This is a genomic window from Kitasatospora phosalacinea (genome assembly GCF_000716545.1).
GTDB classification, from domain to species: Bacteria; Actinomycetota; Actinomycetes; order Streptomycetales; family Streptomycetaceae; genus Kitasatospora; species Kitasatospora phosalacinea.
In genome coordinates, this window is sequence record NZ_JNWZ01000029.1 from 1 (window position 1) to 23,166 (window position 23,166).

Annotated in this window: 21 protein-coding genes, 1 pseudogene and 2 riboswitches; of the genes and pseudogenes, 14 read left to right on the top strand and 8 right to left on the bottom strand. The window is 72.8% G+C overall.

Going from position 1 to position 23,166, the window contains the following annotated elements; all coding sequences use genetic code 11:
• From OO48_RS16300 to OO48_RS16310, 3 genes are all read left to right on the top strand, one after another.
• The coding region (locus OO48_RS16300) for a cytochrome c oxidase subunit I (protein ID WP_033216770.1) at positions 1-613 on the top strand (613 nt) is incomplete at its 5' end.
• Positions 610-1,026: a cytochrome c oxidase subunit 4 gene (locus OO48_RS16305; RefSeq protein WP_033216773.1), complete on the top strand. Its 417-nt coding sequence runs from the start codon at positions 610-612 to the stop codon at positions 1,024-1,026. The genes OO48_RS16300 and OO48_RS16305, both read left to right, overlap by 4 nt.
• Before the next feature lie 221 nt (positions 1,027-1,247).
• Positions 1,248-2,495 (top strand): L,D-transpeptidase, encoded by a 1,248-nt coding sequence (locus tag OO48_RS16310; RefSeq protein WP_033216774.1) that lies wholly within the window; start codon positions 1,248-1,250, stop codon positions 2,493-2,495.
• 46 nt (positions 2,496-2,541) lie between these two features.
• Here OO48_RS16310 and OO48_RS16315 read toward each other — a convergent pair whose 3' ends face one another.
• Positions 2,542-3,996: a purine-cytosine permease family protein gene (locus OO48_RS16315; protein ID WP_051732201.1), complete on the bottom strand. Its 1,455-nt coding sequence runs from the start codon at positions 3,994-3,996 to the stop codon at positions 2,542-2,544.
• A 109-nt stretch (positions 3,997-4,105) separates the two neighbouring features.
• Here OO48_RS16315 and OO48_RS16320 point away from each other — a divergent pair, with 109 nt between their 5' ends.
• Both OO48_RS16320 and OO48_RS16325 read left to right on the top strand, forming a co-directional pair.
• Positions 4,106-4,738: a TetR/AcrR family transcriptional regulator gene (locus OO48_RS16320; RefSeq protein WP_033216777.1), complete on the top strand. Its 633-nt coding sequence runs from the start codon at positions 4,106-4,108 to the stop codon at positions 4,736-4,738.
• 25 nt (positions 4,739-4,763) lie between these two features.
• Complete coding sequence (locus OO48_RS16325) at positions 4,764-6,371, top strand: amidohydrolase (protein ID WP_033216779.1); 1,608 nt, start codon at positions 4,764-4,766, stop codon at positions 6,369-6,371.
• A gap of 112 nt (positions 6,372-6,483) precedes the next feature.
• On the opposite strand, the gene OO48_RS16330 is transcribed toward OO48_RS16325, so the two are convergent.
• The 5 genes from OO48_RS16330 to ctaE form a co-directional block, all read right to left on the bottom strand.
• A complete protein-coding gene (locus OO48_RS16330) occupies positions 6,484-6,849 on the bottom strand; it encodes a GntR family transcriptional regulator (RefSeq protein ID WP_033216783.1) in 366 nt (121 codons plus the stop codon).
• A 105-nt stretch (positions 6,850-6,954) separates the two neighbouring features.
• Positions 6,955-8,616 carry a cytochrome bc1 complex cytochrome b subunit gene (qcrB, locus tag OO48_RS16335; protein WP_033216789.1) on the bottom strand — a complete coding sequence of 554 codons (1,662 nt, stop codon included), beginning with the start codon at positions 8,614-8,616 and terminating at the stop codon, positions 6,955-6,957.
• On the bottom strand, positions 8,613-9,668 hold the full coding sequence (qcrA, locus tag OO48_RS16340) for a cytochrome bc1 complex Rieske iron-sulfur subunit (protein WP_245194676.1): 1,056 nt from the start codon (positions 9,666-9,668) through the stop codon (positions 8,613-8,615). Before qcrA ends, qcrB begins: the two co-directional genes overlap by 4 nt.
• A gap of 8 nt (positions 9,669-9,676) precedes the next feature.
• Complete coding sequence (gene qcrC / locus OO48_RS16345) at positions 9,677-10,498, bottom strand: cytochrome bc1 complex diheme cytochrome c subunit (RefSeq protein ID WP_033216791.1); 822 nt, start codon at positions 10,496-10,498, stop codon at positions 9,677-9,679.
• 92 nt (positions 10,499-10,590) lie between these two features.
• Positions 10,591-11,211, bottom strand: a complete 621-nt coding sequence (gene ctaE / locus OO48_RS16350; protein ID WP_030460978.1) for an aa3-type cytochrome oxidase subunit III — start codon at positions 11,209-11,211, stop codon at positions 10,591-10,593.
• 305 nt (positions 11,212-11,516) lie between these two features.
• On the opposite strand from ctaE, the gene OO48_RS16355 reads away from it, so the two are divergent.
• From OO48_RS16355 to OO48_RS16365, 3 genes are all read left to right on the top strand, one after another.
• Positions 11,517-11,942 carry a response regulator gene (locus OO48_RS16355; RefSeq protein ID WP_033216796.1) on the top strand — a complete coding sequence of 142 codons (426 nt, stop codon included), beginning with the start codon at positions 11,517-11,519 and terminating at the stop codon, positions 11,940-11,942.
• Positions 11,943-12,072: 130 nt separating this feature from the next.
• Positions 12,073-13,146 (top strand): anthranilate phosphoribosyltransferase, encoded by a 1,074-nt coding sequence (trpD, locus tag OO48_RS16360; RefSeq protein WP_051732202.1) that lies wholly within the window; start codon positions 12,073-12,075, stop codon positions 13,144-13,146.
• 160 nt (positions 13,147-13,306) lie between these two features.
• Positions 13,307-13,424, top strand: a riboswitch (SAM riboswitch).
• 47 nt (positions 13,425-13,471) lie between these two features.
• The gene (locus OO48_RS16365) at positions 13,472-14,836 is read left to right on the top strand and encodes an aminotransferase class V-fold PLP-dependent enzyme (protein WP_033216798.1); all 1,365 of its coding nucleotides are present in this window, start codon (positions 13,472-13,474) and stop codon (positions 14,834-14,836) included.
• Positions 14,837-14,839: 3 nt separating this feature from the next.
• Here OO48_RS16365 and OO48_RS16370 read toward each other — a convergent pair whose 3' ends face one another.
• Together OO48_RS16370 and OO48_RS16375 are read right to left on the bottom strand one after the other, a co-directional pair.
• Positions 14,840-15,121, bottom strand: a complete 282-nt coding sequence (locus OO48_RS16370; protein ID WP_030460982.1) for an Lrp/AsnC ligand binding domain-containing protein — start codon at positions 15,119-15,121, stop codon at positions 14,840-14,842.
• Positions 15,118-15,921, bottom strand: a complete 804-nt coding sequence (locus tag OO48_RS16375; RefSeq protein ID WP_245194677.1) for a rhomboid family intramembrane serine protease — start codon at positions 15,919-15,921, stop codon at positions 15,118-15,120. The genes OO48_RS16370 and OO48_RS16375 overlap by 4 nt, the downstream gene beginning before the upstream one ends.
• Positions 15,922-16,070: 149 nt before the next feature.
• On the opposite strand from OO48_RS16375, the gene OO48_RS16380 reads away from it, so the two are divergent.
• The 6 genes and pseudogenes from OO48_RS16380 to OO48_RS16405 all read left to right on the top strand — a co-directional run bounded on the left by OO48_RS16380 (position 16,071) and on the right by OO48_RS16405 (position 23,150).
• The gene (locus OO48_RS16380) at positions 16,071-16,337 is read left to right on the top strand and encodes a hypothetical protein (RefSeq protein ID WP_033216800.1); all 267 of its coding nucleotides are present in this window, start codon (positions 16,071-16,073) and stop codon (positions 16,335-16,337) included.
• A 181-nt stretch (positions 16,338-16,518) separates the two neighbouring features.
• The gene (locus OO48_RS16385) at positions 16,519-17,904 is read left to right on the top strand and encodes an NYN domain-containing protein (protein ID WP_033216802.1); all 1,386 of its coding nucleotides are present in this window, start codon (positions 16,519-16,521) and stop codon (positions 17,902-17,904) included.
• Between the two features lie 184 nt (positions 17,905-18,088).
• Positions 18,089-18,972: pseudogene (locus OO48_RS34445) on the top strand (C40 family peptidase).
• Between the two features lie 378 nt (positions 18,973-19,350).
• Positions 19,351-19,504, top strand: a riboswitch (cyclic di-AMP (ydaO/yuaA leader).
• A gap of 10 nt (positions 19,505-19,514) precedes the next feature.
• Positions 19,515-20,591, top strand: coding sequence for a C40 family peptidase (locus tag OO48_RS16395; protein ID WP_033216909.1), 1,077 nt, complete (start codon positions 19,515-19,517; stop codon positions 20,589-20,591).
• Between the two features lie 208 nt (positions 20,592-20,799).
• On the top strand, positions 20,800-21,861 hold the full coding sequence (locus OO48_RS16400; RefSeq protein ID WP_033216804.1) for a C40 family peptidase: 1,062 nt from the start codon (positions 20,800-20,802) through the stop codon (positions 21,859-21,861).
• Positions 21,862-22,055: 194 nt separating this feature from the next.
• Complete coding sequence (locus tag OO48_RS16405) at positions 22,056-23,150, top strand: gluzincin family metallopeptidase (protein ID WP_051732204.1); 1,095 nt, start codon at positions 22,056-22,058, stop codon at positions 23,148-23,150.
• Positions 23,151-23,166: the final 16 nt, after the last annotated feature.

Consider the following 23,166-nt stretch of genomic DNA (forward strand, 5'->3'; position numbering starts at 1 on the left):
CCACGTCTCGGACTCGTACTTCGTCGTCGCGCACTTCCACTACGTGGTGTTCGGCACCGTCGTCTTCGCGATGTTCGCCGGCTTCCACTTCTGGTGGCCGAAGATGACCGGCAAGATGCTGGACGAGCGCCTCGGCAAGATCACCTTCTGGACGCTGTTCATCGGCTTCCACACCACCTTCCTGGTGCAGCACTGGCTGGGTGCCGAGGGCATGCCGCGCCGCTACGCCGACTACCTGGCGAGCGACGGCTTCACCACGCTGAACACGGTCTCGACCATCGGCTCGTTCCTGCTCGGCCTGTCGATCCTGCCGTTCCTGTACAACGTCTGGAAGACCGCCAAGTACGGCGAGAAGGTCGCCGTCGACGACCCGTGGGGCTACGGCCGCTCGCTGGAGTGGGCGACCTCCTGCCCGCCGCCGCGGCACAACTTCACCACGCTGCCGCGGATCCGCTCCGAGTCCCCGGCCTTCGACCTGCACCACCCGGAGATCGCCGCGCTGGACTACCTGGAGAACCACGGTGAGCCGGCCAAGCACTTCGAGGGTGTGACCCCCGCGCAGTACGACCGTCCGTCGCTGGGCAAGGGCAAGAATGAGGGTGACGCCCGATGAAGGAACAGGGCAAGATCTTCGCCGGTCTGTCCGTGTTCGTGCTGGCGATCGCCATCACCTACATGATCTGGACCGGTAAGTCGGACCACGGCCTGGAGGCCGCCGGCACCACCGCGCTGTTCCTGGCCTTCGGCCTGTGCGCCTTCATCGGCTTCTACCTGGCGTTCACCGCGAAGCGGGTGGACACCGGCGCGGGCGACAACCCCGAGGCCCAGGTCTCGGACGACGCCGGCGAGGTGGGCTTCTTCGCCCCGCACAGCTGGCAGCCGCTCTCCCTGGCGATCGGTGGCGCGCTGGCCTTCCTGGGCGTCATCTTCGGCTGGTGGCTGCTGTTCTGGTCGATCCCGATCATCCTGATCGGCCTGTTCGGCTGGGTCTTCGAGTTCTACCGCGGCGAGAACCAGAACCAGTAGGTTCCGGATCGCGCCAGTCGCACGGCGGGCCGGGTGCTCCCTTCGGGGGGTGCCCGGCCCCCGTCGTTCCCGGGGGTTACCGGGCGTCGTCCCCCGCCCGGGTTACCCGGAGTGCCGACCGGGTGACGCCTTCCTACGCTCTGAGGCAGGTTCACACCCCCTGGGAGGTTCCGTTGAAGGGCTCTCGGATAGCCGGCAGTACCCGGACCGCGCTGGCCGCCATGTTGGTGCTGGCCCCCGCCGCGGCCTGTTCCTCCGACGGCGGATCGTCGGAGAAGGACTCGTCCCGTCAGATCGACGTGACCCCGCTGCTCCACACCTCGGCCACCGGGGAGAAGGCCGACCCCGACGAGGCGTACAGCGTCACCACGGACGGCACCGCGAAACTCGACGCCGTCACCGTCACCGGACCCGACGGGAAGCCGGTGGCCGGTGAGCTCGCCGCCGACCAGCAGCACTGGCAGACCACCGACCCGCTCCGGGCCGGCGCCGCGTACACCGTCAAGGTCGCGGCCGAGGACGGCAAGGGCGGCCACGGCGAGACCGACTCCACCTTCACCACCGCCGAGGCGCAGCACGTCGTCACCGCCGAACTCGGCCCCGACAGCTCGGGCAGCGGCGTCTACGGCGTCGGCCAGCCGCTCACCGTCAAGCTCTCCGAGGCGGTCACCGACCCGGTGGCCAGGCAGCAGATCGAACGCGGCCTGACCGTCACCTCGCAGCCCGCCGTCACCGGCGCCTGGTACTGGGTCGACGACGAGAACCTGCACTTCCGGCCGCAGGAGTACTGGCCGGCCAACACCACCGTCAAGCTCGCCTACGACCTGCCCGGCATCCGGATATCCGACGGCGTCTACGGCGGCGAGGAGCAGACCCTCGCGCTGCGGACCGGCGACCGGGTCGAGGCGCTGGTCGACGCGGGCACCGACCAGCTGACGTACAAGCGCAACGGCGAGGTGGTGAAGACCATCCCGGTCACCACCGGCAAGCCCGGCTTCGACACCCGCAACGGGGTCAAGGTGGTGCTCGGCCAGGAGTCCGACGTCCGGATGAGCAGCGAGACGATCGGCATCGCGGCCGGCAGCAGCGAGGCCTACGACCTGGACGTGAAGTGGGCGACCCGGGTCACCTGGAGCGGCGAGTACGTCCACGCCGCGCCCTGGTCGGTGTGGGCGCAGGGCAAGGAGAACGTCAGCCACGGCTGCACCGGGATGAGCACCGACGAGGCGAAGTGGTTCTTCGACAACACCCGGGTCGGCGACATCGTGCAGGTGGTCAACAGCAAGGGCCACGAGATGGAGCCGTTCGGCAACGGCTTCGGCGACTGGAACATCGGCTTCGACGAGTACGTGAAGCACAGCGCGCTGGGCAAGCCGGTCAGCACGGCGGTGCCGGAGGAGGCGGTGAACGCGACGCCGAGCCCGTCGGTCAACACCGGCCCGGGTCCGTCGGCGAGCGCGAGCCGGTGACGCACGGGTCCCCGCGCCCCCCCCGGGGCGCGGGGATCTCCGCGGTTCAGCCGCGGGGCGCGGCCAGGGGCGGGTGGACGGGGCGGGGGGTCAGCAGCCGGTAGGCCGCGGCGGCGGTGAGCATGCCGGCCGGGAGGGAGAGGTCGGTGCCGTCCAGGGCGGCCGCGATCCAGCCGGTGAACAGGCGGGTGGAGAGGCAGAGCGCGGCGGCGGCGGTGCCGAGCAGCAGGGCGCTCGCGCCGGCCGGGTTGACGCCGCGGGAGTACCAGTAGGGGGAGTCGGGGGTCTCGTCGGTGAGGTCCGGGCCGTGGTAGCGGTTGCGGCGCAGCAGGATGTCGACGGCGTAGACGGCCATCACCGGGCCGGTGAGGGCGACCATCAGTTCCAGCGCGTCGTTGACGGTGTCGAGGAAGTCGGAGACCAGCAGCGCGTACAGGGTGAGCGCGACGCCGAGCACCCCGTCCAGGGCGACGCTGCGGGAGCGGCGGACGCGCAGGCCGACGGCCTGCAGGGCGAGGCCGGAGGAGTACGCGGTCATGGCGTTGTTGGCGACCGCGCTGAGCACGATGGCGAGCAGGAACAGCGGCCGGAACCAGCCGGGCAGGACGGCGGTGAGGGCGGACTGGGGGTCCGTCATGTCGAGGGTGGTGGCGGCGAGGGTGCCCAGCGCGGTGAACAGGACGCTGGGGACGAAGGCGCCCAGCGCCGTCCAGCCGGCCACCGCGCGCGGGGAGGCGGTGCGGGGCAGGTAGCGGGAGAAGTCGGCGCTGGTGGAGTAGGAGAGCGGGGCGGAGGCGATCAGCGCGGTGCCGCCGGCCAGCGCGGCGACCAGGGCGGCGCCGTGCAGGGGTTCGGCGGGCCGGTAGTGCCAGTCGGTGTGGCCGCCGGTCAGCAGGTAGCCGCCGAGCAGCAGGAAGACCGCGGTCAGGACGAGGGTGAACGGCCCGTACAGCCGGACGATGGCGGCGTGGCCGTACACCGAGATGGCCAGGGTGGCGGCCGCGATCAGCACGATCAGCAGGACCTTGAGCGGGGTGCCGGGGGTGAGGCCGGCCCGTTCGGCGAGGCCGAACGCGGCGAGCGAGGCGGCGGCCCAGTTGAGCGCGAGGTAGCAGACCGAGACCAGCCAGCCGGTGACGGCGATGTTCACCCGGTTGCCGCGGACGCCGAACATGGCCCGCATGATCACTTCGCTGGGGGCGCCGGCGGCCGGGCCGCTGACGGCGAGCAGGCCGACGCAGGCCCAGAGCAGGTTGCCGGCGACGACGACGGCCAGCGCCTGCCACAGGTCGAGCCCGGTCAGCACCAGGGTGCCGCCGACCACCAGGTTGAGGTAGCTGACGTTGGGGGCGGCCCAGACGGCGAACAGTTCGCGGGGGCGGCCGCGGCGCTCGGAGTCGGGGATGTGGTCGATGCCGTGGGCTTCGATCCGGCCGGCCCGGCCGGTCGCGGGCGGGTGCGTGGGGAGCTCCGTGTGGGGGTCTGGAATCGTGGATTCCATGGAGTCCTCCGAGGTTTCGAGTGCGGGTGCCGGTGCGGTCGGCGGTGCGGGAGCGGCCGATGCGGAAGGCGGCTTGTCTATTGGTCGCACATCCAATAGCGTGCGGGGCATGTCGTCAAGCGTCCAGCCGAAACGGGTGCGCAAGAACCCCGAGGCCAGGCGGGCGGAGATCGTGGCCACCGCGGCCCGGATCGCCCTCGCCGAGGGCCTGGAGTGCATCACGATGCGGCGGGTCGCCGAGGAGCTGGGCGTCCGCCCCGGACTGATCAGCCACTACTTCCCGGTCGCCGAGGAACTGGTCGCCGAAGCCTTCGGCGCCGCCGCGAGCGGGGAGCTGGCCGAACTGCTGCCCGACGCCGACGCCCACCTCCCGGCGGTGCGGCGGCTGGCCCGCTTCCTCGGCCGCACCGAGGGGCCGCGCTACGACGAGCTGAGCCGGCTGTGGCTGAACGCCCGCCACCTCAGCCGGTTCCGCCCCGCCCTGCGGGAACGGGTCGGCCGGCAGGAGGCGCTCTGGCGGGAAGGGCTGACGGCACTGCTGCGCGACGGCGTCGAGTCCGGGGAGTTCCGCACCCCGGACCCGCACGTCACCGCGATCCAGCTCCTGGTCGTCCTGGACGGCCTGGGGGCGCACGCCAACACCGACCGCACCGGCCGACCCGGGGCGGTCACCGGGATGGCGCACGCCCTCGCCGAACGCGGACTCGGCCTCCCGGCCGGAGCGCTCGGCACCCCGCACTGACCGCACCACCGCTGAGGAGCCACCCGTGCACCCCGACCTCGTCCTGACCAACGCCCGGCTGCTCGACCCCGGCAGCGGGGCCTTCCTGCCCCACGACACGCTCACCCTGAGCGGCGGCCGGATCGCCGGGTTCGGACCGGACGGCGGGCGGGGGAGCGGCGCCGAGGTGGTCGACCTGGACGGCGCGGTGGTCGTCCCCGGCCTGGTGGACGGCCACCTGCACCCCGTCTCCGGCGCCGAGCGCACCGCCGGGGCGGACCTGTCCGGCTGTACCGACCTGGCCGCCGTCCGCAGCGAACTCGCCGCCGCCCGGAGGGAGTTGAAGGACGGGCAGTGGCTGCGCGGCTGGGGCCTGGACCCGAACGCCTTCGGCGGGCTGCCGGTCTCGGCCGACAGCGTGGGGCCGGTGCTGGACGGCATCCCCGCCGCGATCGACCTGTTCGACGCGCACTCCATGCTGGTCAGCCGGCGGGCGCTGGAACTGGCCGGGATCGACGGCCCGCGCCGCTTCGATCAGGGCTCGGCCGAGGTGGTCTGCGACGACTCCGGCCGCCCGACCGGCCTGCTGCTGGAGGACGCCGCCTGCGAACTCGTCGAGGCGATCGCCCCCCGCCCGAGCTTCGAGGAACTCTGCCGGGCCACCGCCGACGTGCTGCGCCGGATGGCCGCGGCGGGCCTCACCGGCGGCCACGCGATGGACGCCAACGGGGACAGCCTGGCCGTCTACGCCGCCCTGGAGGAGCGCGGACAGCTCCCGCTGCGGCTGCGGATCGCCCCCTGGGTGCAGCCCGGCGCGGGCCCGGCCGAGCTGGCCGAACTGGTCCGCCGCCAGGGCGAGGGCGGACGGCGCTGGCAGGTCGCCGGCGCGAAGCTGTTCATGGACGGCACCATCGACAACGGCACCGCCTGGCTCGAACTCCCGGACTGCCACGGCGAGTCGACCGGCGCGTTCTGGCCCGACCCCGCCGCGTACACCCGGGTGATCGGCGAACTGCACCGGGCCGGGGTGGCGACCGCCACCCACGCGATCGGCGACGCCGCCGTCCGGCACGTCCTGGACGCGGTGGAGCTGGCCCTCGCCGAGCACGGACCGGGCGCCCGGCACCGGGTCGAGCACGTCGAGACGGTGCCCGACGACACCGTCGCCCGGTTCGCCGCGCTGGGCGTCACCGCCTCGATGCAGCCCACCCACTGCACCGACTACACCCGGGCCGACCACACCGACAACTGGTCCCGGCGACTCGGCGAGGAGCGCGCCAACCGGGCCTTCCGCTGCCGCGACCTGGCCGAGGCCGGAGCCCGGGTCGTCCTCGGCTCGGACTGGCCGATCGCCCCGTTCGAACCGCTGGGCGTGATGGCCGGCGCCCGGCACCGCCGCCCCAGCCGGGACCTGCAGCAGCCCCCGCACCTGCCCGGCCAGGCCCTCTCCCCGCTGCGGGCCCTGGCCGGGTACACCCTCGCCCCGGCCTGGGCGGCGGGCGAGGAGACCCGCGCCGGACGGCTGGCCCCCGGCTTCCGGGCGGACCTGACGGTGCTCGCCCGGGACCCGCTGACGGTGCCGGACACCGAACTGGCCCGGGTCCCGGTGCTGATGACGGTGCTCGGCGGGGAGGTCACGCACCGGGCGGTGTGAGGAAGCGAGCGGACGACGGCGCCACCGGCCCCTGCGCGGGAGCTGGTGGCGCCGTCCTCGCGTTCGGCCCCGCCCGGGAACCCCCGGGAGGGCACGGGCGGGCCGGGACGAGTCAGCGGTAGGCCACGCCGAGGGCGGTGGCGACGGCGGCCAGGGCCTCGTCGCGGGTGAGGCCGAGGCGGGCGGCGCGGGAGGCGTACTCGGCGGCGGCGCCGGCGGCCAGGCGGTGCGCGGCGTCCCCGGAGGGGGCGACGGTGGTGCCCGCCCGGCCGTGGGTCTCGACCACGCCGTCGGCCTCCAGCTCGCGGTAGGCGCGGGCCACCGTGTTCGCGGCGAGGCCGAGCCGCTCGGCGAGGGCGCGGACGGTGGGGAGCTTCAGGCCGACCGGGAGCTCGCCCGTACGGGCCAGGGCCGCGATCTGCGAGCGGATCTGCTCGTAGGGCGGGGTGGGGGACTGGGCGTCGATCACCAGGTGCACCCGGCCAACATAACAGGGCCCCGCGGCCGGGCCGCCCCGCTGTGACAGAACCCCCACCGGCCGGAGCCGGTGGGGGTTCTGACGTGGCGTGACAGCTACACGGGATCAGTGGTGGCCGTGGCCGCTGGTGATCTCGTGGTACTCCTCGGTGGTGGGCTTGGCGATCTGGTTGCCCTCGCCGTAGAAGCCCTCGGAGAGCTTCACCCGGGCCTTGGTGATCGCGCCGGCCTTGCGGGCCACACCGTTCTCGTCCGTCTCGGCGGGCAGCTCCAGCGGCCGGGGCTGCTCGTGGGCGGTGAGGGTGTGCAGGTCCTTCTGCGGCAGCGGCGTGTGGACCTCGACGAACTCACCGTGCGGCAGGCGCTTGATGATGCCGGACTCGCGCCCGTGCAGCACCTTGTCCTTGTCGCGGCGCTGGAGGCCGAGGCACCAGCGCTTGGTGACGATGAAGGTGAGGACCGGCACCACGAAGAAGCCGACGCGGACCGCGTAGGTGATCGTGTTGATCGACATGTGCAGGTGGGTGGCGACCAGGTCGTTGCCACCACCGACCAACAGGACCAGGTACAGCGCGATCCAGGCCGCGCCGAACGCGGTGCGGACCGGGGCGTTGCGCGGGCGGTCCAGGATGTGGTGCTCGCGCTTGTCGCCGGTGACCCAGGACTCGATGAACGGCCACACCGCGATGGCGACCAGCACCAGCGGGAAGATCATCAGCGGGATGAACACGCCCAGGTTCAGCGTGTGGCCGCCCCAGACCGAGATCTCCCAGCCCGGCATGAAGCGGATCAGGCCCTCGGCGAAGCCCATGTACCAGTCGGGCTGGGCGTCGGTGGAGACCTGGTCCGGACGGTACGGGCCGTACGCCCAGACCGGGTTGATCGTGGCGACCGCGGACATCACCGCGATGATGCCGAACACCAGGAAGAAGAAGCCGCCGGCCTTGGCCATGTAGACCGGCATCAGCGGCATGCCGACGACGTTCTTCTCGGTCTTGCCCGGGCCCGCCCACTGGGTGTGCTTGTGGTAGAAGACCAGGATCAGGTGCGCGACCAGCAGGCCCAGCATGATGCCCGGGATGAGCAGCACGTGGATGGTGAAGAAGCGCGGGATGATGTCGGTGCCCGGGAACTCGCCGCCGAACAGGAACATCTGGATGTAGGTGCCGACGATCGGCACCGCGAGGATCGCGCCCTCCATGAAGCGGATGCCGGTGCCCGACAGCAGGTCGTCCGGCAGCGAGTAGCCGAAGAAGCCGTCGAAGAAGCCCAGGCACAGCAGCAGGAAGCCGAACAGCCAGTTGATCTCGCGCGGCTTGCGGAACGCGCCGGTGAAGAAGACGCGCATCATGTGGACGAACATCGCCGCCACGAAGACCAGCGCGGCCCAGTGGTGGATCTGGCGGATCAGCAGACCGCCGCGGACCTCGAAGCTGATGTTCACCGTCGAGGCGTACGCCTCCGACATCCGGATGCCGTTCAGCGGCAGGTAGCTGCCGTGGTAGACGGTCTCCGCCATGCTCGGCTTGAAGAACAGCGTCAGGTACACACCCGTGAGGATGATGATGATGAAGCTGTAGAGGCAGATCTCGCCGAGCATGAAGGACCAGTGGTCCGGGAAGATCTTGCGCAGGTTGGCCTTGGCCAGGGAGTAGATCCCCAGCCGGCCGTCGACCCAGTCGGCGGTCGCCTCGGCCTTGTTCGCGGGCTTGGCCCGGGTGCTGGCCGGCTTGGAGGCACTGCTCTTGGTGCCGCTTGCGGAACTCATCGCGGACGCTCCCAGTAGCTCGGGCCGACGGGCTCGTCGAAGTCGCCGGTGGCGATCAGGAAGCCCTGCTCATCGGTGGTGATCTTCAGCTGCGGCAGCGGGTGGCCGGCCGGGCCGAAGATGACGCGAGCGCCGTCCGCCAGGTCGAAGGTCGACTGGTGGCAGGGGCAGAGCGCGTGGTGGGTCTGCTGTTCGTACAGCGAGATCGGGCAGCCGACGTGGGTGCAGATCTTCGAGTAGGCGAGGATGCCCTCGAAGCCCTTGTCACGGGACTCGGCGTCCTTGATGTCGCCCGGAGCGATCCGGACGATCATCAGCGCGTCCTTGGCGATCTGCTGCTGGAAGTCCTCGGCCGACTCCTCCAGACCCTCGGGCTTCGCGAAGGTCAGCGAGCCCTGGACGATGTCCTCGGGCTTCATCGGCTCGTTGGTGTTCATGTTGACGAGCTTGATCGGCTTGCTCGGCTCGGCCTCGTTCCAGCCGGTGTGGAGCAGCTTCTTCTCCGGCAGCGGGCCGAGGTCGCGCAGCAGCACCACGCCGGACAGCGGCACCAGGGCCATCGAGCCGATCAGGGTGTTGCGGATCATCTTGCGACGGCCGAAGCCGGACTCCGCGGCACCGGTCTTGAACTGCTCGATGACGTCGTTGCGGACGTCGTCGTCGGCCTCGATCGGGTGGCGCTCGGCCGGCAGCTCGTGGTCCGACATCAGGGTGCGGGCCCAGTGGACCGCGCCCGCGCCGATGCAGAACAGCGCCACGCCGAGGGTCATGCCCAGGGCGAAGTTGAGGGCGCTGACGTGGCCCAGCGGGAAGATGTAGACGATCTTGTCGGCGTCGATCGCGGCGTAGGACGCGATGAAGCCGACGGTCGCCAGCATCGAGACCACGAACATCAGCGACACCTGGCGCTCGGCCCGCTTGGCGGCCCGCTCGTCGATGTCGGTCCGACGCGGCTCGTGGGCCGGCAGGCCCGGGTCGGCGAACGGGTCGTCGTGGGAGACGACGTCCGTGCCGTGGGAGGCCACGTGGGCCTCCGGCAGGTTCTCTGACATGTCGTGGCTCATGACTTCTTGGCCTTGGTGGTGTGGGCGGCGACCCAGATCGCGATCACGATCAGCGTGCCGAGACCGAAGATCCAGCCGAACAGGCCCTCGGTCACCGGGCCGAGGCTGCCCAGAGCGAGACCGCCCTGGTTGGGCTCGTCGTTCGTGTGGCGGACGAACGCCACGATCTCGCGCTTCTGCTCTTCCGGCATGGTGGTGTCGGGGAAGGACGGCATGTTCTGCGGGCCGGTCTGCATGGCCTCGTAGATGTGCTTGGCGTCCACGCCCTCGAGGGACGGGGCGTACTTGCCGTTGGTCAGCGCGCCGCCCTTGCCCGCGAAGTTGTGGCACTGGGCACAGTTGGTGCGGAACAGCTCGCCGCCCTTGGCGACCTGCTCGGCGTTGGTCACCTCGTTGCTGGACGGCTCGTACTGCTCGGTGGTCGGGGCGACCGGGCCGGGGCCCAGCGAGGCCACGTAGGCGGCCAGCTGGTCGATCTCGGCCTGCGAGTAGACGTTCTTCTTGCTCGGGACCTGGGCGCCGGGCTGCTGGGCCGGCATGCGACCGGTGCCGACCTGGAAGTCGACCGCGGCGGAACCGACGCCGACCAGCGAGGGGCCGTCAGAGGTGCCCTGGCCGTTCAGGCCGTGGCAGGAGGAGCAGCCGACGGCGAAGAGCTTCTTGCCCTCGTCGATGGCGAGCGACTGCGCGGAGCTGTCGGCCTGCGCCTTCCCGGCGGGCGCGAAAGCGGCGTACAGCCCCCCGGTGGCCGCCAGGGCGAGAAGTAGGACGACGACCGCCGCCAGTGGGTGGCGCCGTCGTGCGGAGAGCTTTTTCACGGAATAACCCCGGTGTCAGGATCTGGTCGGCAGCAGCCTGCCCCCGACTCCCACGCGTCGAGGTGACGCGGGGTCAGGGGGCGGGGCGGCTGTTACTTGATCAGGTAGATGGTCGCGAACAGGCCGATCCACACGACGTCGACGAAGTGCCAGTAGTACGACACCACGATCGCCGCGGTTGCCTGCTCGTGGGTGAACCGCCGCGCCGCGTAGGTCCGTCCGAGGACCAGCAGGAAGGCGATCAGACCACCCGTCACGTGGAGTCCGTGGAAGCCGGTGGTCAGGTAGAACACCGTGCCGTACGGGTCGGAGGACAGCGAGAGACCGTCCTTCTTGACCAGCTCGGTGTACTCGAAGATCTGGCCGCCGATGAAGATGGCGCCCATCACGAAGGTGATCGTGAACCACGAGCGCAGCTTCTTCACGTCACCGCGCTCGGCGGCGAACACGCCGAGCTGGCAGGTGAGCGAGGAGAGCACCAGGATCGTGGTGTTGACCGAGGAGAACGGCACGTTGAGGGCATGGGCCTTCTCGTGCCAGAACTCGGCACCCTTGACCGAGCGGAGGGTGAAGTACATCGCGAACAGGGCCGCGAAGAACATCAGCTCCGAGCTCAGCCAGACAATGGTTCCGACGCTGACCAGGTTCGGCCTGTTGACCGCTCCGTGCGCGTGTCCGGTTTCTGTTGCTGTTGCTGTCGCCACGACGGACATTATGTCGGTCCCTTATTCCGTCTTCACGCCGGGGGGTGTCCCTCGGAGTGTCCGGTGCGTGAGGTATGCCCGCCTCGCGCACCGTCCGTTTTCTGACGGTTGTTCGGACCGGGTGGGCCCGCTGGGCCGCCGGAGTGAGTCCGGGGCGCGGCGGCTTGAGCGAGATCGCGCCGGGGTCTCCGCAGGAAGCGCGTGCGGGAGTAGCATCCGTCCAAGGACGTGGCCCGGGTCACACTGGGCCGTTCGGTCGGGGCCGCCCGGCGTGGGCACACATATAAGAGGACGAGCACCAGGAAGCAGGGGCCATGGCGCAGCACTCCGACGAGACGCTCACCGTTCTCGTCTACAGCGACGACCGCAACACCCGTGAGCAGGTGACCCTCGCCCTCGGTCGGCGGCCCGCCGCGGACGTCCCCGCCCTGGAGTACCTGGAGTGCGCCACCGCCCCCGCGGTGCTGCGCGCCCTGGAGAAGGGCGGCGTCGACCTCTGCGTGCTGGACGGCGAGGCCGTCCCGGCCGGCGGGCTGGGCCTCACCCGGCAGCTGAAGGACGAGATCTACGGCTGCCCGCCGGTCCTGGTCGTGATCGGCCGGCCGCAGGACTCCTGGCTCGCTGCCTGGAGCCGGGCCGACGCCGCGATCTCGCACCCGGTCGACCCGGTCGCCCTGGCCGACGCCGCGGTCACCCTGCTGCGGGCCCGGCTGGCCCGCCGGGCGCCCGCCGGGCGCTGACCGTCTCACGGGCGCGTCTCAACTGGAGAGAAGGGGACGGCAACTCCGGGCGGCCGTCCCCGCTCGCTCGATAGGCTGACGTCGTTTCTTCGGGATTCCTCCGGGACGATGACGAGAGCTGGAGTCAGCCATGGTGAACGTGCACTCTGCGAACGGCGGTAGCGACCCCGCGCAGGTGGTCCGCACCTGGCCGGACCTGCTCTCCTCGCTGCTGGGGGGCAACGACCTGGCGCAGGCCGACACCGCGTGGGCGATGGACCGCATCATGAGCGGCGAGGCCAGTCCCGTGCAGGTGGCCGGCTTCCTGATCGCCATGCGCGGCAAGGGCGAGACGGTCGAGGAGATCGCCGGCCTGGTCGAGGCGATGTACGCGCACGCCCTGCCGCTGGACATCCCCGGCCCCGCGGTCGACATCGTCGGCACCGGCGGCGACCGGGCCAAGACGGTCAACATCTCCACCATGTCCGCGGTGGTCGCGGCCGCCGCCGGGGCGAAGGTCGTCAAGCACGGCAACCGGGCCTCCTCCTCCGCCTCCGGCTCCTCGGACGTGCTCGGGCGGCTCGGCGTCAACCTGGAGCTCTCCGCGGAGCGGGTCGCGGCGGTGGCCGAGGAGGTCGGCCTGACCTTCTGCTTCGCCGCGAAGTTCCACCCCTCGATGCGCCACACCGCCCAGGCGCGCGCCGAGTTGGCCGTCCCCACGGTCTTCAACATCCTCGGCCCGCTCACCAACCCCGCCCGGGTCACCTCGCACGCCGTCGGCTGCTTCGACACCCGCCTGGCCGGGCTGATCGCCGGCGTGCTGGCCCGGCGCGGCGCGCAGGGCCTGGTCTTCCGCGGCGACGACGGGCTCGACGAGCTGACCGTCACCACGACCTCGCAGGTGTGGGTGGTCCGCGACGGCGAGGTGACGGAGACCCGGTTCGACCCGCGCCAGGTGGGCATCGAGCTGGCCGGCGTCGAGGCCCTGCGGGGCGCCGACCCCGAGTACAACGCGGACGTCGCCCGGAGGGTGCTGAACGGCGAGCGCGGCCCGGTGCGGGACGCCGTCGTGCTCAACAGCGCGGCCGCGCTGGTCGCGCTCGACCTGGGGGAGGCGCCGCTCACCGAGCAGCTCGCGGCGGCGATGGCCCGGACGGTGGCGGCGATCGACTCCGGCGCGGCGGGGGCGCTGCTCAAGCGCTGGGCGGAAGCGACGCAGGCGTGAGGCGTCCGGCGGCTCGGGCCTCCGGTGGGCTCCGGCCGGTAGCGGCCGGGACCCGCCGTTCCCCGGGCCGCCGGACCGCTCCCCCTCGTCTCCCGGGAAGTCCGTCTCGGCATCCGGACGGGTGTTGAGACGGGGCGGGTGTCGTGTAATCTCTTCGCCAGGTCATGAGTGACAGCGCGTAGCCCCAGCTGGCTGTCCGGCAACCCTCCGTCCGTGGCGGGGTGCCCTGGGTGAGGACCGGGCTGCGCGGCGACAGGTCCGCGTGGCAAGCGCGGACCTGCGGAGCCAATCCTCCGGGGTCCTGACCCCGTGGAGGAGTGCACCCATGTCTGTCACCACCGAGATCTGCGAGCCGCTGGCGGTACTGGGCGCGGACGTCGAGGTTCCGCTGGCTTCCGGCGAGAAGGTCGGGTACGCGGCGCTGGACTACGCGGCGAGCGCCCCGGCGCTGAAGCGGGTGTGGGACGACGTCGCGGCGTACGCGCCGTACTACGGCTCGGTGCACCGCGGGGCCGGTTACCTCTCGCAGCTGTCGACCGACCTGTTCGAGCAGAGCCGGCGGACCGTCGCGGAGTTCCTGGACCTGCGGGACGGGGACCAGGTGGTGTTCACCCGGGCGACCACCGACTCGCTGAACCTGCTGGCGGGCGCGGTGCCGGCCGGCACCGAGGTGTTCGCGTTCGAGACCGAGCACCACGCCTCGCTGCTGCCGTGGCGGCGCGAGGGCCTGACGGTGCGCTACCTGCGGGCGCCGCGTTCGCACGCCGAGGCGGTGGCGGCGCTGGAGGAGGCGCTGCTGGGCGCGGCCGAGGGCCCGAAGCTGTTCTGCGTGACCGGCGCGTCCAACGTGACCGGCGAGCTGTGGCCGGTCAAGGAGCTGACCGCGGTCGCGCACCGCTACGGCGCCCGGGTGGTGCTGGACGCGGCCCAGCTGGCCCCCCACCACCGGGTCTCGGTGCGGGAGCTGGGCGTCGACTGGGTGGCGTTCTCCGGGCACAAGCTGTACGCGCCGTTCGGCGCCGGCGTGCTGGCGGGCCGCTCCGACTGGCTGGACGCGGCGGAGCCGTACCTGGCCGGCGGCGGGGCGAGCCGGACGGTGGCCCGGGAGCTGGACGGCTCGGTCGCGGTCGAGTGGCACACCGGCCCGGCCCGGCACGAGGCCGGCTCGCCGAACGTGATCGGCGCGTACGCGATCGCCTCGGCCTGCCGGGCGCTGGACGAGGCGGGCTTCGAGGCGCTGGAGGCCCGGGAGCGGGCGCTGGTGGCGAAGCTGACCGAGGGCCTGGCGGAGATCCCCGAGGTGCGGGTGCTGAACCTGTTCGGCGAGGGCTCCGACCGGGTCGGCGTGGTGTCGTTCGTGGTGCGCGGCTGGAACAGCTCGCACTTCTCGGCCGCGCTGTCCGCCGAGTACGGCATCGGCGTCCGGGACGGCCTGTTCTGCGCCCACCCGCTGGTGCGCACCCTGCTGGGCGGCGAGGAGTCGGGGCCGAGCGAGTGCGGGGCGCCGGAGCCGTCGCTGCCGGGGGAGCGCAGCCTGAACGCGATCCGGGTCAGCTTCGGCGCCGGGACGCCCGTCGAGCACCTGGACCGCTTCCTGTCGGCCGTCCGGGAGCTGGTCAGTGACGGCGCGAAGTGGAGCTACCGCAACGAGGGCGGCCGCTGCGTCGCCGACACCGGGCAGCAGCGCTGAGGCTCAGCCGTCCAGGCCGAGCGAGAACGCCGCCTCCAGGTCGTGCTGGGAGTAGGTGCGGAAGGCGATGTGGGTCTCGGTGTTCGTCACGCCCGGGACCTTGTTGAGGCGGCCGGGGATCACCTCGGCCAGGTCCTCGTGGTTGCGCACCCGGACCATCGCGACCAGGTCGTACGTCCCGGTGACGGAGTAGACCTCGCTGACGCCCTCGATGGCGGCGATGGCCTCCGCGATCTCGGGGATCCGGTCGACGTCGGTGTTGATGAGGACGATCGCGGTGATCACTGAGCAACTCCTGTTCGAGAAGGTCCGCCCAGGGTATCGCCCGCCGGACGGGCGGCCCAGGCGAACAACCAGCCCGTCACGAAGCCGATCACGTGCACCAGGTAGGCCACCCCGTCGCCGCCGGAGGTGACCGACCAGAACTGCAGGGCGAACCAGAGGCCGAGCACCAGCCAGGCCGGGAAGCGCAGCGGCAGGAACAGCAGGACCGGCACCAGCGTGGTCACCCGGGCCCGCGGGTGCAGCCGCAGGAACGCGCCCAGCACCCCGGCGATCGCGCCGGACGCGCCGACCAGCGCCCGCACCGCGTCCGGGGTGCCCTCCTCGGCCAGCGCGTAACCGTAGGTGGCCAGGACGCCGATCGCCAGGTAGCCGACCAGGAAGCGGACCCGGCCCAGCCGGGCCTCCACCGCCGGGCCGAAGACGAACAGGAACAGCAGGTTGCCGACCAGGTGCAGCCAGCCCGCGTGGACGAACAGCGCGGTTACCGCCGACAGTTCGGGGATCTTGCCGGGGGTGGCCGGCAGCACGCAGCCGGGCGCGGCCGGGGGGAGCGCCGCCAGCTCGGCGGCCGACAGCGGGTGCCCGCCCAGCAGCTCGGCCGGGACGGCGCCCCAGCGGTGCTCGTAGCGCTGCTCGGCACAGGCCCGGGCGTCGCCGCTGCCGTACAGCGGGTTCAGGCCGGACGGGCCGGTCAGCATGGCCAGCGCGGCCAGGGCGATCAGCAGGTACGTGGCGACCGGGGTGCGGGCGGCCCGCACGGCCGCCGGCGAGCCGGCCCGGGCGGGGGCGGAGAGCACCATGCCGGTCAGCATTCCTCGGGGGCGCACCCGCGACACCGGGCGCTGCTCCGGCCGGGTGAGCGTCCGGGCTGTGGACCGGTGGGCCGTCCGTCCGGCCGCAGGCAATAGGCTGGAGGCCCGGAACCGGGACCAGCCGAGAGGGACCACTGATGAGCATTGCCGCGCCGACCGCCGAGACCCGCTGGCGCTGCACCCTGTGCGGCAACCTGACCCGTTTCGACGTCACCCGTTCGTCCCGGGTGACCGACTTCCTGCACTTCGACCTCTCCGGCGAGTCCAAGGTCGAGGAGACCCAGGTGCTGTCCGAGACCATCGAGTCCGTGCGCTGCCGCTGGTGCAACGCCGTCGACCAGGTCGAGCTGGTGGCCCGCCCCGGCGCGGAGGAGGCCCCGGAGGACGGCGCCCAGCAGGGCTGACGCGACTTCGACCGCCCCGCGTTCCCGTCCGGCCCGGACGGGGGCGCGGGGCGGACTCGTCGGCGGGGTGCTGTCGGTGCGGCACGGTAGACGGGACAATTGGCAGCAGCGGCGGACACCAACGCCCCGCCCGGCACCCGCCGGAGGGGCCCGCCCGGGATCAGGATCGGAGCCGAGGACAGTGGCGGAGGCAGCGAACGCGCCCGCGGGCACGGACGGGACCGCGCCCGCCCCGGCCCCGGAGCCGCACGGAGGTGCGGAGACGGCCGGGCGCCCCCTGCCCGAGGGCGTGCGCCGGCGGGTGGTCGGCATCGCCTCGGACGCGCTCGGCGGCATCGCGGCGGGCGAACTGCCCGCCTCGCTGCGCCCGTACGCCAAGTTCACCCCGGCCCGGCGGGCCAAGTACGCGGCGACCGCGCTGGCCGCCGCGCTGGAGTCGGACCCGGCGTTCCGGGTCCGGATAGCCGAGCGGCTGCGGCTGGGCCAGCCCGACCTGGTGCAGGCGCTGGAGGCGGGCACCGTCCCGGCCGCCGCGGACCCGATGGACGTCGCGGCCGCCGCCTACCTGGTGCGGCCGTCCGGCTGGACCCGGCTGGTGGAGGAGGCCGGCGAGGAGGCCGAGCGGGTCGACGCCGAGGGCGCGGTGGCCGAGGCGGCCCGGCTGGCCGAGAAGCTCCAGGAGGAGCTGGCGGAGGCCCGGACGGCCGCCCGGGCCGAGCTGGAGCGCCACCGGGCCGAGGCCGAGGGGGTGCGCAGGGACGCGGAGTCGCTGCGCAAGAAGGTCCGCTCGCTGGAGGCGGACACCCGCCGGGCGCAGGCCGAGAGCCGACGGCTGGTCGGGGAGCTGGAGGCGGCCCGGGCCGCCGCGGCCGCCGAGCGCAGCGCTGCGGAGAGCGAGGCCAGGCGGCTGCGGCACCGGATCGCCGAGCTGGAGGCCGCGGTGGAGAGCGGGCGGCGCACCGCCCGCGAGGGCCGCAGCGTGGAGGACATGCGGCTGCGCCTGCTACTGGACGCCGTGCTGCAGTCCGCCCAGGGCCTGCAGCGGGAGCTGGCGCTGCCGGTGACGGCGCTGCGCCCGGCCGACCTGGTGGAGGCGGTGGAGCCGGGTTCGGCCTCGCCGCACGACGTGGCCCGGCGCGGCCTGGCCGAGGACGACCCGGCGCTGCTGGACCAGCTGCTGGCCATCCCGCAGGTCCACCTGGTGGTGGACGGCTACAACGTGACCAAGAGCGGCTACCCCCAACTCCCGTTGGAGCAGCAGCGGATGAGGCTGCTGGGCGGGCTGGCGATGCTGGCCCAGCGCACCCAGGCCGAGGTGACCTGCGTCTTCGACGGCCAGGACCTGGACGTGCCGGTGATCATGGCTCCGCCGCGCGGGGTGCGGGTGCGCTTCAGCCGGACCGGGGAGACCGCGGACGAGCTGATCCGCCGGCTGGTGCGGGCCGAGCCGCAGGGCCGGCCGGTGGTGGTGGTCTCCGCGGACAAGGAGGTCGCGGACGGGGTGCGCAAGGCGGGCGCCCGGCCGGTGGCCTCGGTGCTGCTGCTGAACCGGCTGGCGCGCAGCTGAGGCGCGGTCAGGGGGCCGCCGGGCGGCCGGAGTGTGACGGTCCGGTGAAGGGGGTCGCACGAGGTGGACCGGAAGCCCCCGGGAGTGGACGCGAGGCCGGGGACTTCACTAGGGTCTGGCGTCAAACCTATATTCCGGACTGTCACTCGTTGGGGTGAGTCCAGCAGGAAGAAGGAGCACCCCCTTGGCCTCCCACCGCCGTCCCAAGCAGCCGAGCCGTGCGCGGATCTCCGTGTTCACCGCCGCCGCCGCGACCGCGGTCGCCCTGACGGCCCAGGCCAGCGCGCACGCCGCCCCGGCCCAGCCGAACAAGGACGAGGTCAAGGCGCAGGTCGACAAGCTGCTGGAGGAGCAGGAGCAGGCGGCCGAGAAGTACAACGGCGCCAAGGAGCGGGCCGACCAGCTGCGCAAGCAGGCCGCCGACCTGCAGGACCAGGTGGCCCGCGGCCAGGAGCAGCTGACCGAGCTGGCCTCGGGCCTCGCGGTGGTCGCCGGGGACCAGTACCGGCAGGGCGGCGTCGACCCGTCGATGCAGCTGATCCTCTCCGCCGACCCGGACCAGTACCTGGCCAAGGCGTCCTCCTTCGACCAGGCCGCCAGCTCTCCAAGCTGAACGCCGCCGACCGGGCCGCGATCCTCCAGGGCGACGGCGGCGGCACCGCCTCGCGCGGTTCCTCCCGGTCCACCGTCGACCCCTCGACCCTGCCGAAGGCCAGCGGCTACGCGGCGGTCGCGGTGAGCGCGGCGCTCGGCAAGCAGGGCTCGCCGTACGTGTGGGGCGCCACCGGGTCGAGCACCTTCGACTGCTCGGGCCTGATGGTCTGGGCGTACAAGCAGGCCGGCGTCTCGCTGCCGCGCACCTCGCAGTCGCAGGGCAGCTACGGCGTGAACGTGGGCACCGACTGGCACAACGCGCAGCCCGGCGACCTGGTCATCTACTACGGCGACCGGCACCACGTGGGCATGTACATCGGCAACGGCCTGGTGGTGCACGCGCCGCGCACCGGCGACGTGGTGAAGACGATGAAGGTCGACACCCTGCCGATCTCCACCATCCGCCGGGTCTGACCGGTCGACCTGACGGGCCGACGAACCGGACAAACGCCCCACCGGGCGACAACTGACGCATCGTGACACGCCCGGACGGGTCGAGATCCCCCTGTGATCCGCGACACGTCCGGGCGTGGCATTTCTCAACCATATGGTGAGAATTATTACGCTCAGTGTAGCGAATCGATCACGTTCGGTCATATTTGCCGGGGTATTTGATTCAGAATCAGATTTTTTTCTGACAAGGATTTGAACGGATCACGGATCGGTTACTAGGGTCTTGCCTCGACCACCGCAGAGTCGATCGCCCAAGGGGGGCGACGGCGGAGGTCGCCGCCGAGTCCGTGACGCAGCGGGCAGACCGTCACCACCGGGTCTGCCGACGGGGATACCCCCACGGGGGTGCTGTCGAACGGAGCCGGGGAACCACGTTCCCCCGGGGTGAATCGGCGCCGGGCCGACCGCGGTACGCGGCCGGTGAGGCGTCGTAGGGCGTCTCTTCCGGCCCGAACCCGTCAGCTCACCCGGTAGGCGGTGTGAGGAAGAAGGAGTCCGCCTTCGTGGCGTCCCATCGCCGTCCCAAGCCCGCAGGCCGTGCCCGGGTCTCGATTCTCACTGCCACCGCCGCCGCTGCCGTGGCGCTGTCCGCCCAGGGCGGAGCGCACGCCGACCCCGCGCCGACCAAGGACCAGGTCAAGCAGCAGGTCGACCAGCTCAACGAGGAGGCCGAGGTCAAGACGGAGGCGCTCAACGCGTCCGTCGAGAAGCAGCAGGAGCTGCAGAAGCAGGTCGGCCAACTGCAGGACCAGCTCGCCCGGCAGCAGGAGCAGGTGACCACCGCGCAGGAGGGCCTGGCCGGCATCGCCGCCGAGCAGTACCGCACCGGCCGGATGCCGCAGACCGTGCAGCTGATGCTCTCCAGCAGCCCGGACGCCTTCCTCGGTCAGGCCGGCACGATGAACGCGGTCGGCTCCACCCAGGCCGACCTGCTCAAGACCTTCAAGGGCGAGCAGGCCAAGCTCGACGCGCAGCGCAAGGAGGCGGAGGCCAAGCTCGCCGAGCTGGACGCCACCACCAAGTCGCTGCAGGCCGACAAGGACGAGGTCAAGGCGAAGCTGGCCAAGGCCCAGGACCTGCTCAACACGCTCACCCAGCAGGAGCGCGAGCAGCTCGCCGCCGCCGAGGCCAAGGCCGCCGAGAACGCCAAGGCGCAGGCCGAGGCCGCCGCCCCGCAGCGGGCCTCCCGGGACACCGCGCGCGAGGTGCTCAACGCCCCGGCGACCTCCAACTTCGCGGGCAACGCGGTCGGCGCGGCCCTCTCCAAGCTGGGCAGCTGGTACTCGTACGGCGCGGCCGGGCCGAGCACCTTCGACTGCTCCGGCCTGATGCAGTGGGCCTACAAGCAGGCCGGGGTGTCCATCCCGCGGACCTCGCAGGCGCAGGCCTCGGCCGGCACCAGCCTGGGCACCAACATCGCCAACGCCCGGCCGGGCGACCTGATCATCTACTACGGCGACCAGCACCACGTCGGCATGTACGTCGGCAACGGGCAGATCGTCCACGCCCCGCACACCGGCGCGCAGGTCCGCTACGAGTCGGCGACCGTGATGCCGATCAACAAGATCGTCCGGATCTGACGGACCGGCAGGCCCGGTGGCCCGGTACCCCGCACGGGGTGCCGGGCCGTCCTCGTTCTGCTGTCCGATTCGCGGTCAAATATTCGCTGCTGTCGGGGTTTGGACTGGATCGATCCGACTCGCTAACCTCTGCCCCCGGGCCCCCGCGAGGACGGCCGTCCGACGGCGGACGGCGGCGGAGGCCGGCCGCAGATCGGAGCCGTCGCGCGTGTCCGTGCACCGTCGCACCCCACTGCCCGGCGTCCAGCGCCTCGCCCGCGCCCTGGCGCTCACCGCCGCCGCCACCGGCGCGCTCGGGCTCACCGTGAGCGGGGCCGCCGCCGCGCCGCGCAGCCCGGCCGAGCCGGTGGGCCGCAGCGAGGTCAAGTCCCGGGTCGACCAGCTCTACGAGGAGGCCGAGCGGGCCTCGGAGAAGTGCAACGCCACCCAGGAGCGGCTCAGGCGGCTGCAGGTCGAGGCCGGCGGCCTGCAGGACCAGGTCGCCGCCGGGCAGGAGGAGCTCAACCGGCTGCGCGGCGACCTGGCCGCCGTCGCCGCCGCCCAGTACCGCTCCCAGGGCATGGACCCCACCGTCCGCCTGATGCTCGACCAGGACCCGGCCGGCTACCTGACCGGCGCCCGCTCGCTCGAACAGGCCACCTCCCGGCAGACCGACAGCCTCCGCGAGCTCGCCGAGCGGCAGCGCCGGCTGGACGAGCGGCGGCGCGAGGCGGGCGCCAAGCTCGCCGAACTGGAGCAGGTCCGGCAGCAGCTGTCCGCCGCCAAGGACGACGTCCGGGACCGGCTGGCCAAGGCCCAGCGGCTGCTGAACGGCCTCGCCCCCGCCGAACGGGCCGGGATGGCCGCCGACGACGCCCGGGAGGCCAGGCAGCGCGCCACCCGGGGCACCGACCGGATCGACCTCGGCGACCAGCCGCCCTCCTCCGACCGCGCCGCCGCCGCGCTGGCCGCCGCGATCTCCAAGATCGGCTCCCCGTACGTCTACGGATCCACCGGCCCCGGCACCTTCGACTGCTCCGGTCTGATGTACTGGTCGTGGCGGCAGGCCGGAGTGACCCTGCCGCGGACCTCGCAGGCGCAGGCCACGGCCGGCCGGCGGGTGAGCCTCGCCGACGCCCGGCCCGGAGACCTGGTGATCTTCTACAGCGACAGGCACCACGTCGGCATGTACGCCGGCGGGGGCGTCGTCGTGCACGCGCCCTACCCCGGCGCCCGGGTCCGCTACGAGAGCGTCGGCGCGATGCCGGTCAACACGGTGGTGCGGGTCTGAGCCTCGTCGACGAACCCCTGGTCACCGACCTGCCGACGGCCGCCGGGCCGCCGCGGGCCGGTGTCCCGCTGTCCCGGCGGGCCGCCCTGCTGCTGGCCGCCGCCGGGGCCGCCCAGCTGTCGCTGCCCCGGGTGCTGCCGGAGCGGCCGCGTCCGGCCGCCCCGCGGCAGGACGCCGGGGGGTCGCCGTCCGGGGTGCGGGAGAGCGTCGTCCGGCTGCTGTCGCTGCGCGGTCGGGCCGTCGCCGCCCGGGACACCGAAGGGCTGCTGGCGCTCGGCGCGGCGGGCACCGAGGAGGCCGACCGGGACCTGCTGACCCGCACCGCCGGGCTGCGCTTCACCGAGTACGCGCTGCGGCTGACCTCGTTCGCCGAGCCGCCGGACGGGACGGACCGGTTCACCGTCGGCGCCCAACTCGGCTACCGGCTGGGCGGCGTGGACGACTACCCGGCGCTGCTGGAACGGCAGGTCGAACTCGTCCGGGAGGCGGCCGGCTGGCGGGTGGCCCGGGAGACGCCGACCGGCGCGGCCGCGCCCTGGGACCTGGGCACCGTACGGGTGGTGGAGGGCGGGCGCAGTACGGTGCTCGGCCTCGGCGAGGGCGCGGAGCTGACCGCCCTCGCCGCGCTCGCGGACCACGCGGTGCCCGCGGTGGAGGCCGTCTGGGGCCCGTCCGAGGCCCGGCTGCTGCTCGAACTGCCGATCACCGAGCAGCAGTTCGCCCGCCGGATGGACGTCGCGGCGGACGCCTACCAGGGCATAGCCGCGGTCACCCTGGCGGTCGGCGGCGCCCCCGTGCACACCCCCGCCGACCGGATCGTGGTCAACCCCGAGGCCTACCGGCAGCTCAGCGACCTCGGCCGCCGGGTGGTGGTCACCCACGAGGCCACCCACGTCGCCACCCGGGCCGACACCAGGCCGTGGACGCCGCTGTGGCTCTCCGAGGGCGTCGCCGACTACACCGGCTACCTGGACTCCGGGCGCACCGCCCGGCAGATCGCCCCCGAGCTGGCCAAGGACGTCCGGGCCGGCCGGGTGCCGACCGCGCTGCCCGTCGACGCGGCGTTCACGGCCGGGGCGGCGGGCATCGCCCAGGCCTACGAGCTGGCGTGGATGGCCTGCGAGCTGATCGCCCGCAGGTTCGGGCAGGACCGGCTGGTGGCGTTCTACCGCACCGTCGGGGCCTTCGGCGAGGGCGGGCTCGACCGTGCGATGAGGGCCCAACTCGGGATCGGCGTGGCGGAGTTCACCAGGGACTGGACGGGCGAGGTGGCCAGGCTCGGGGCGTGACCTCGGCGTTCGGAAG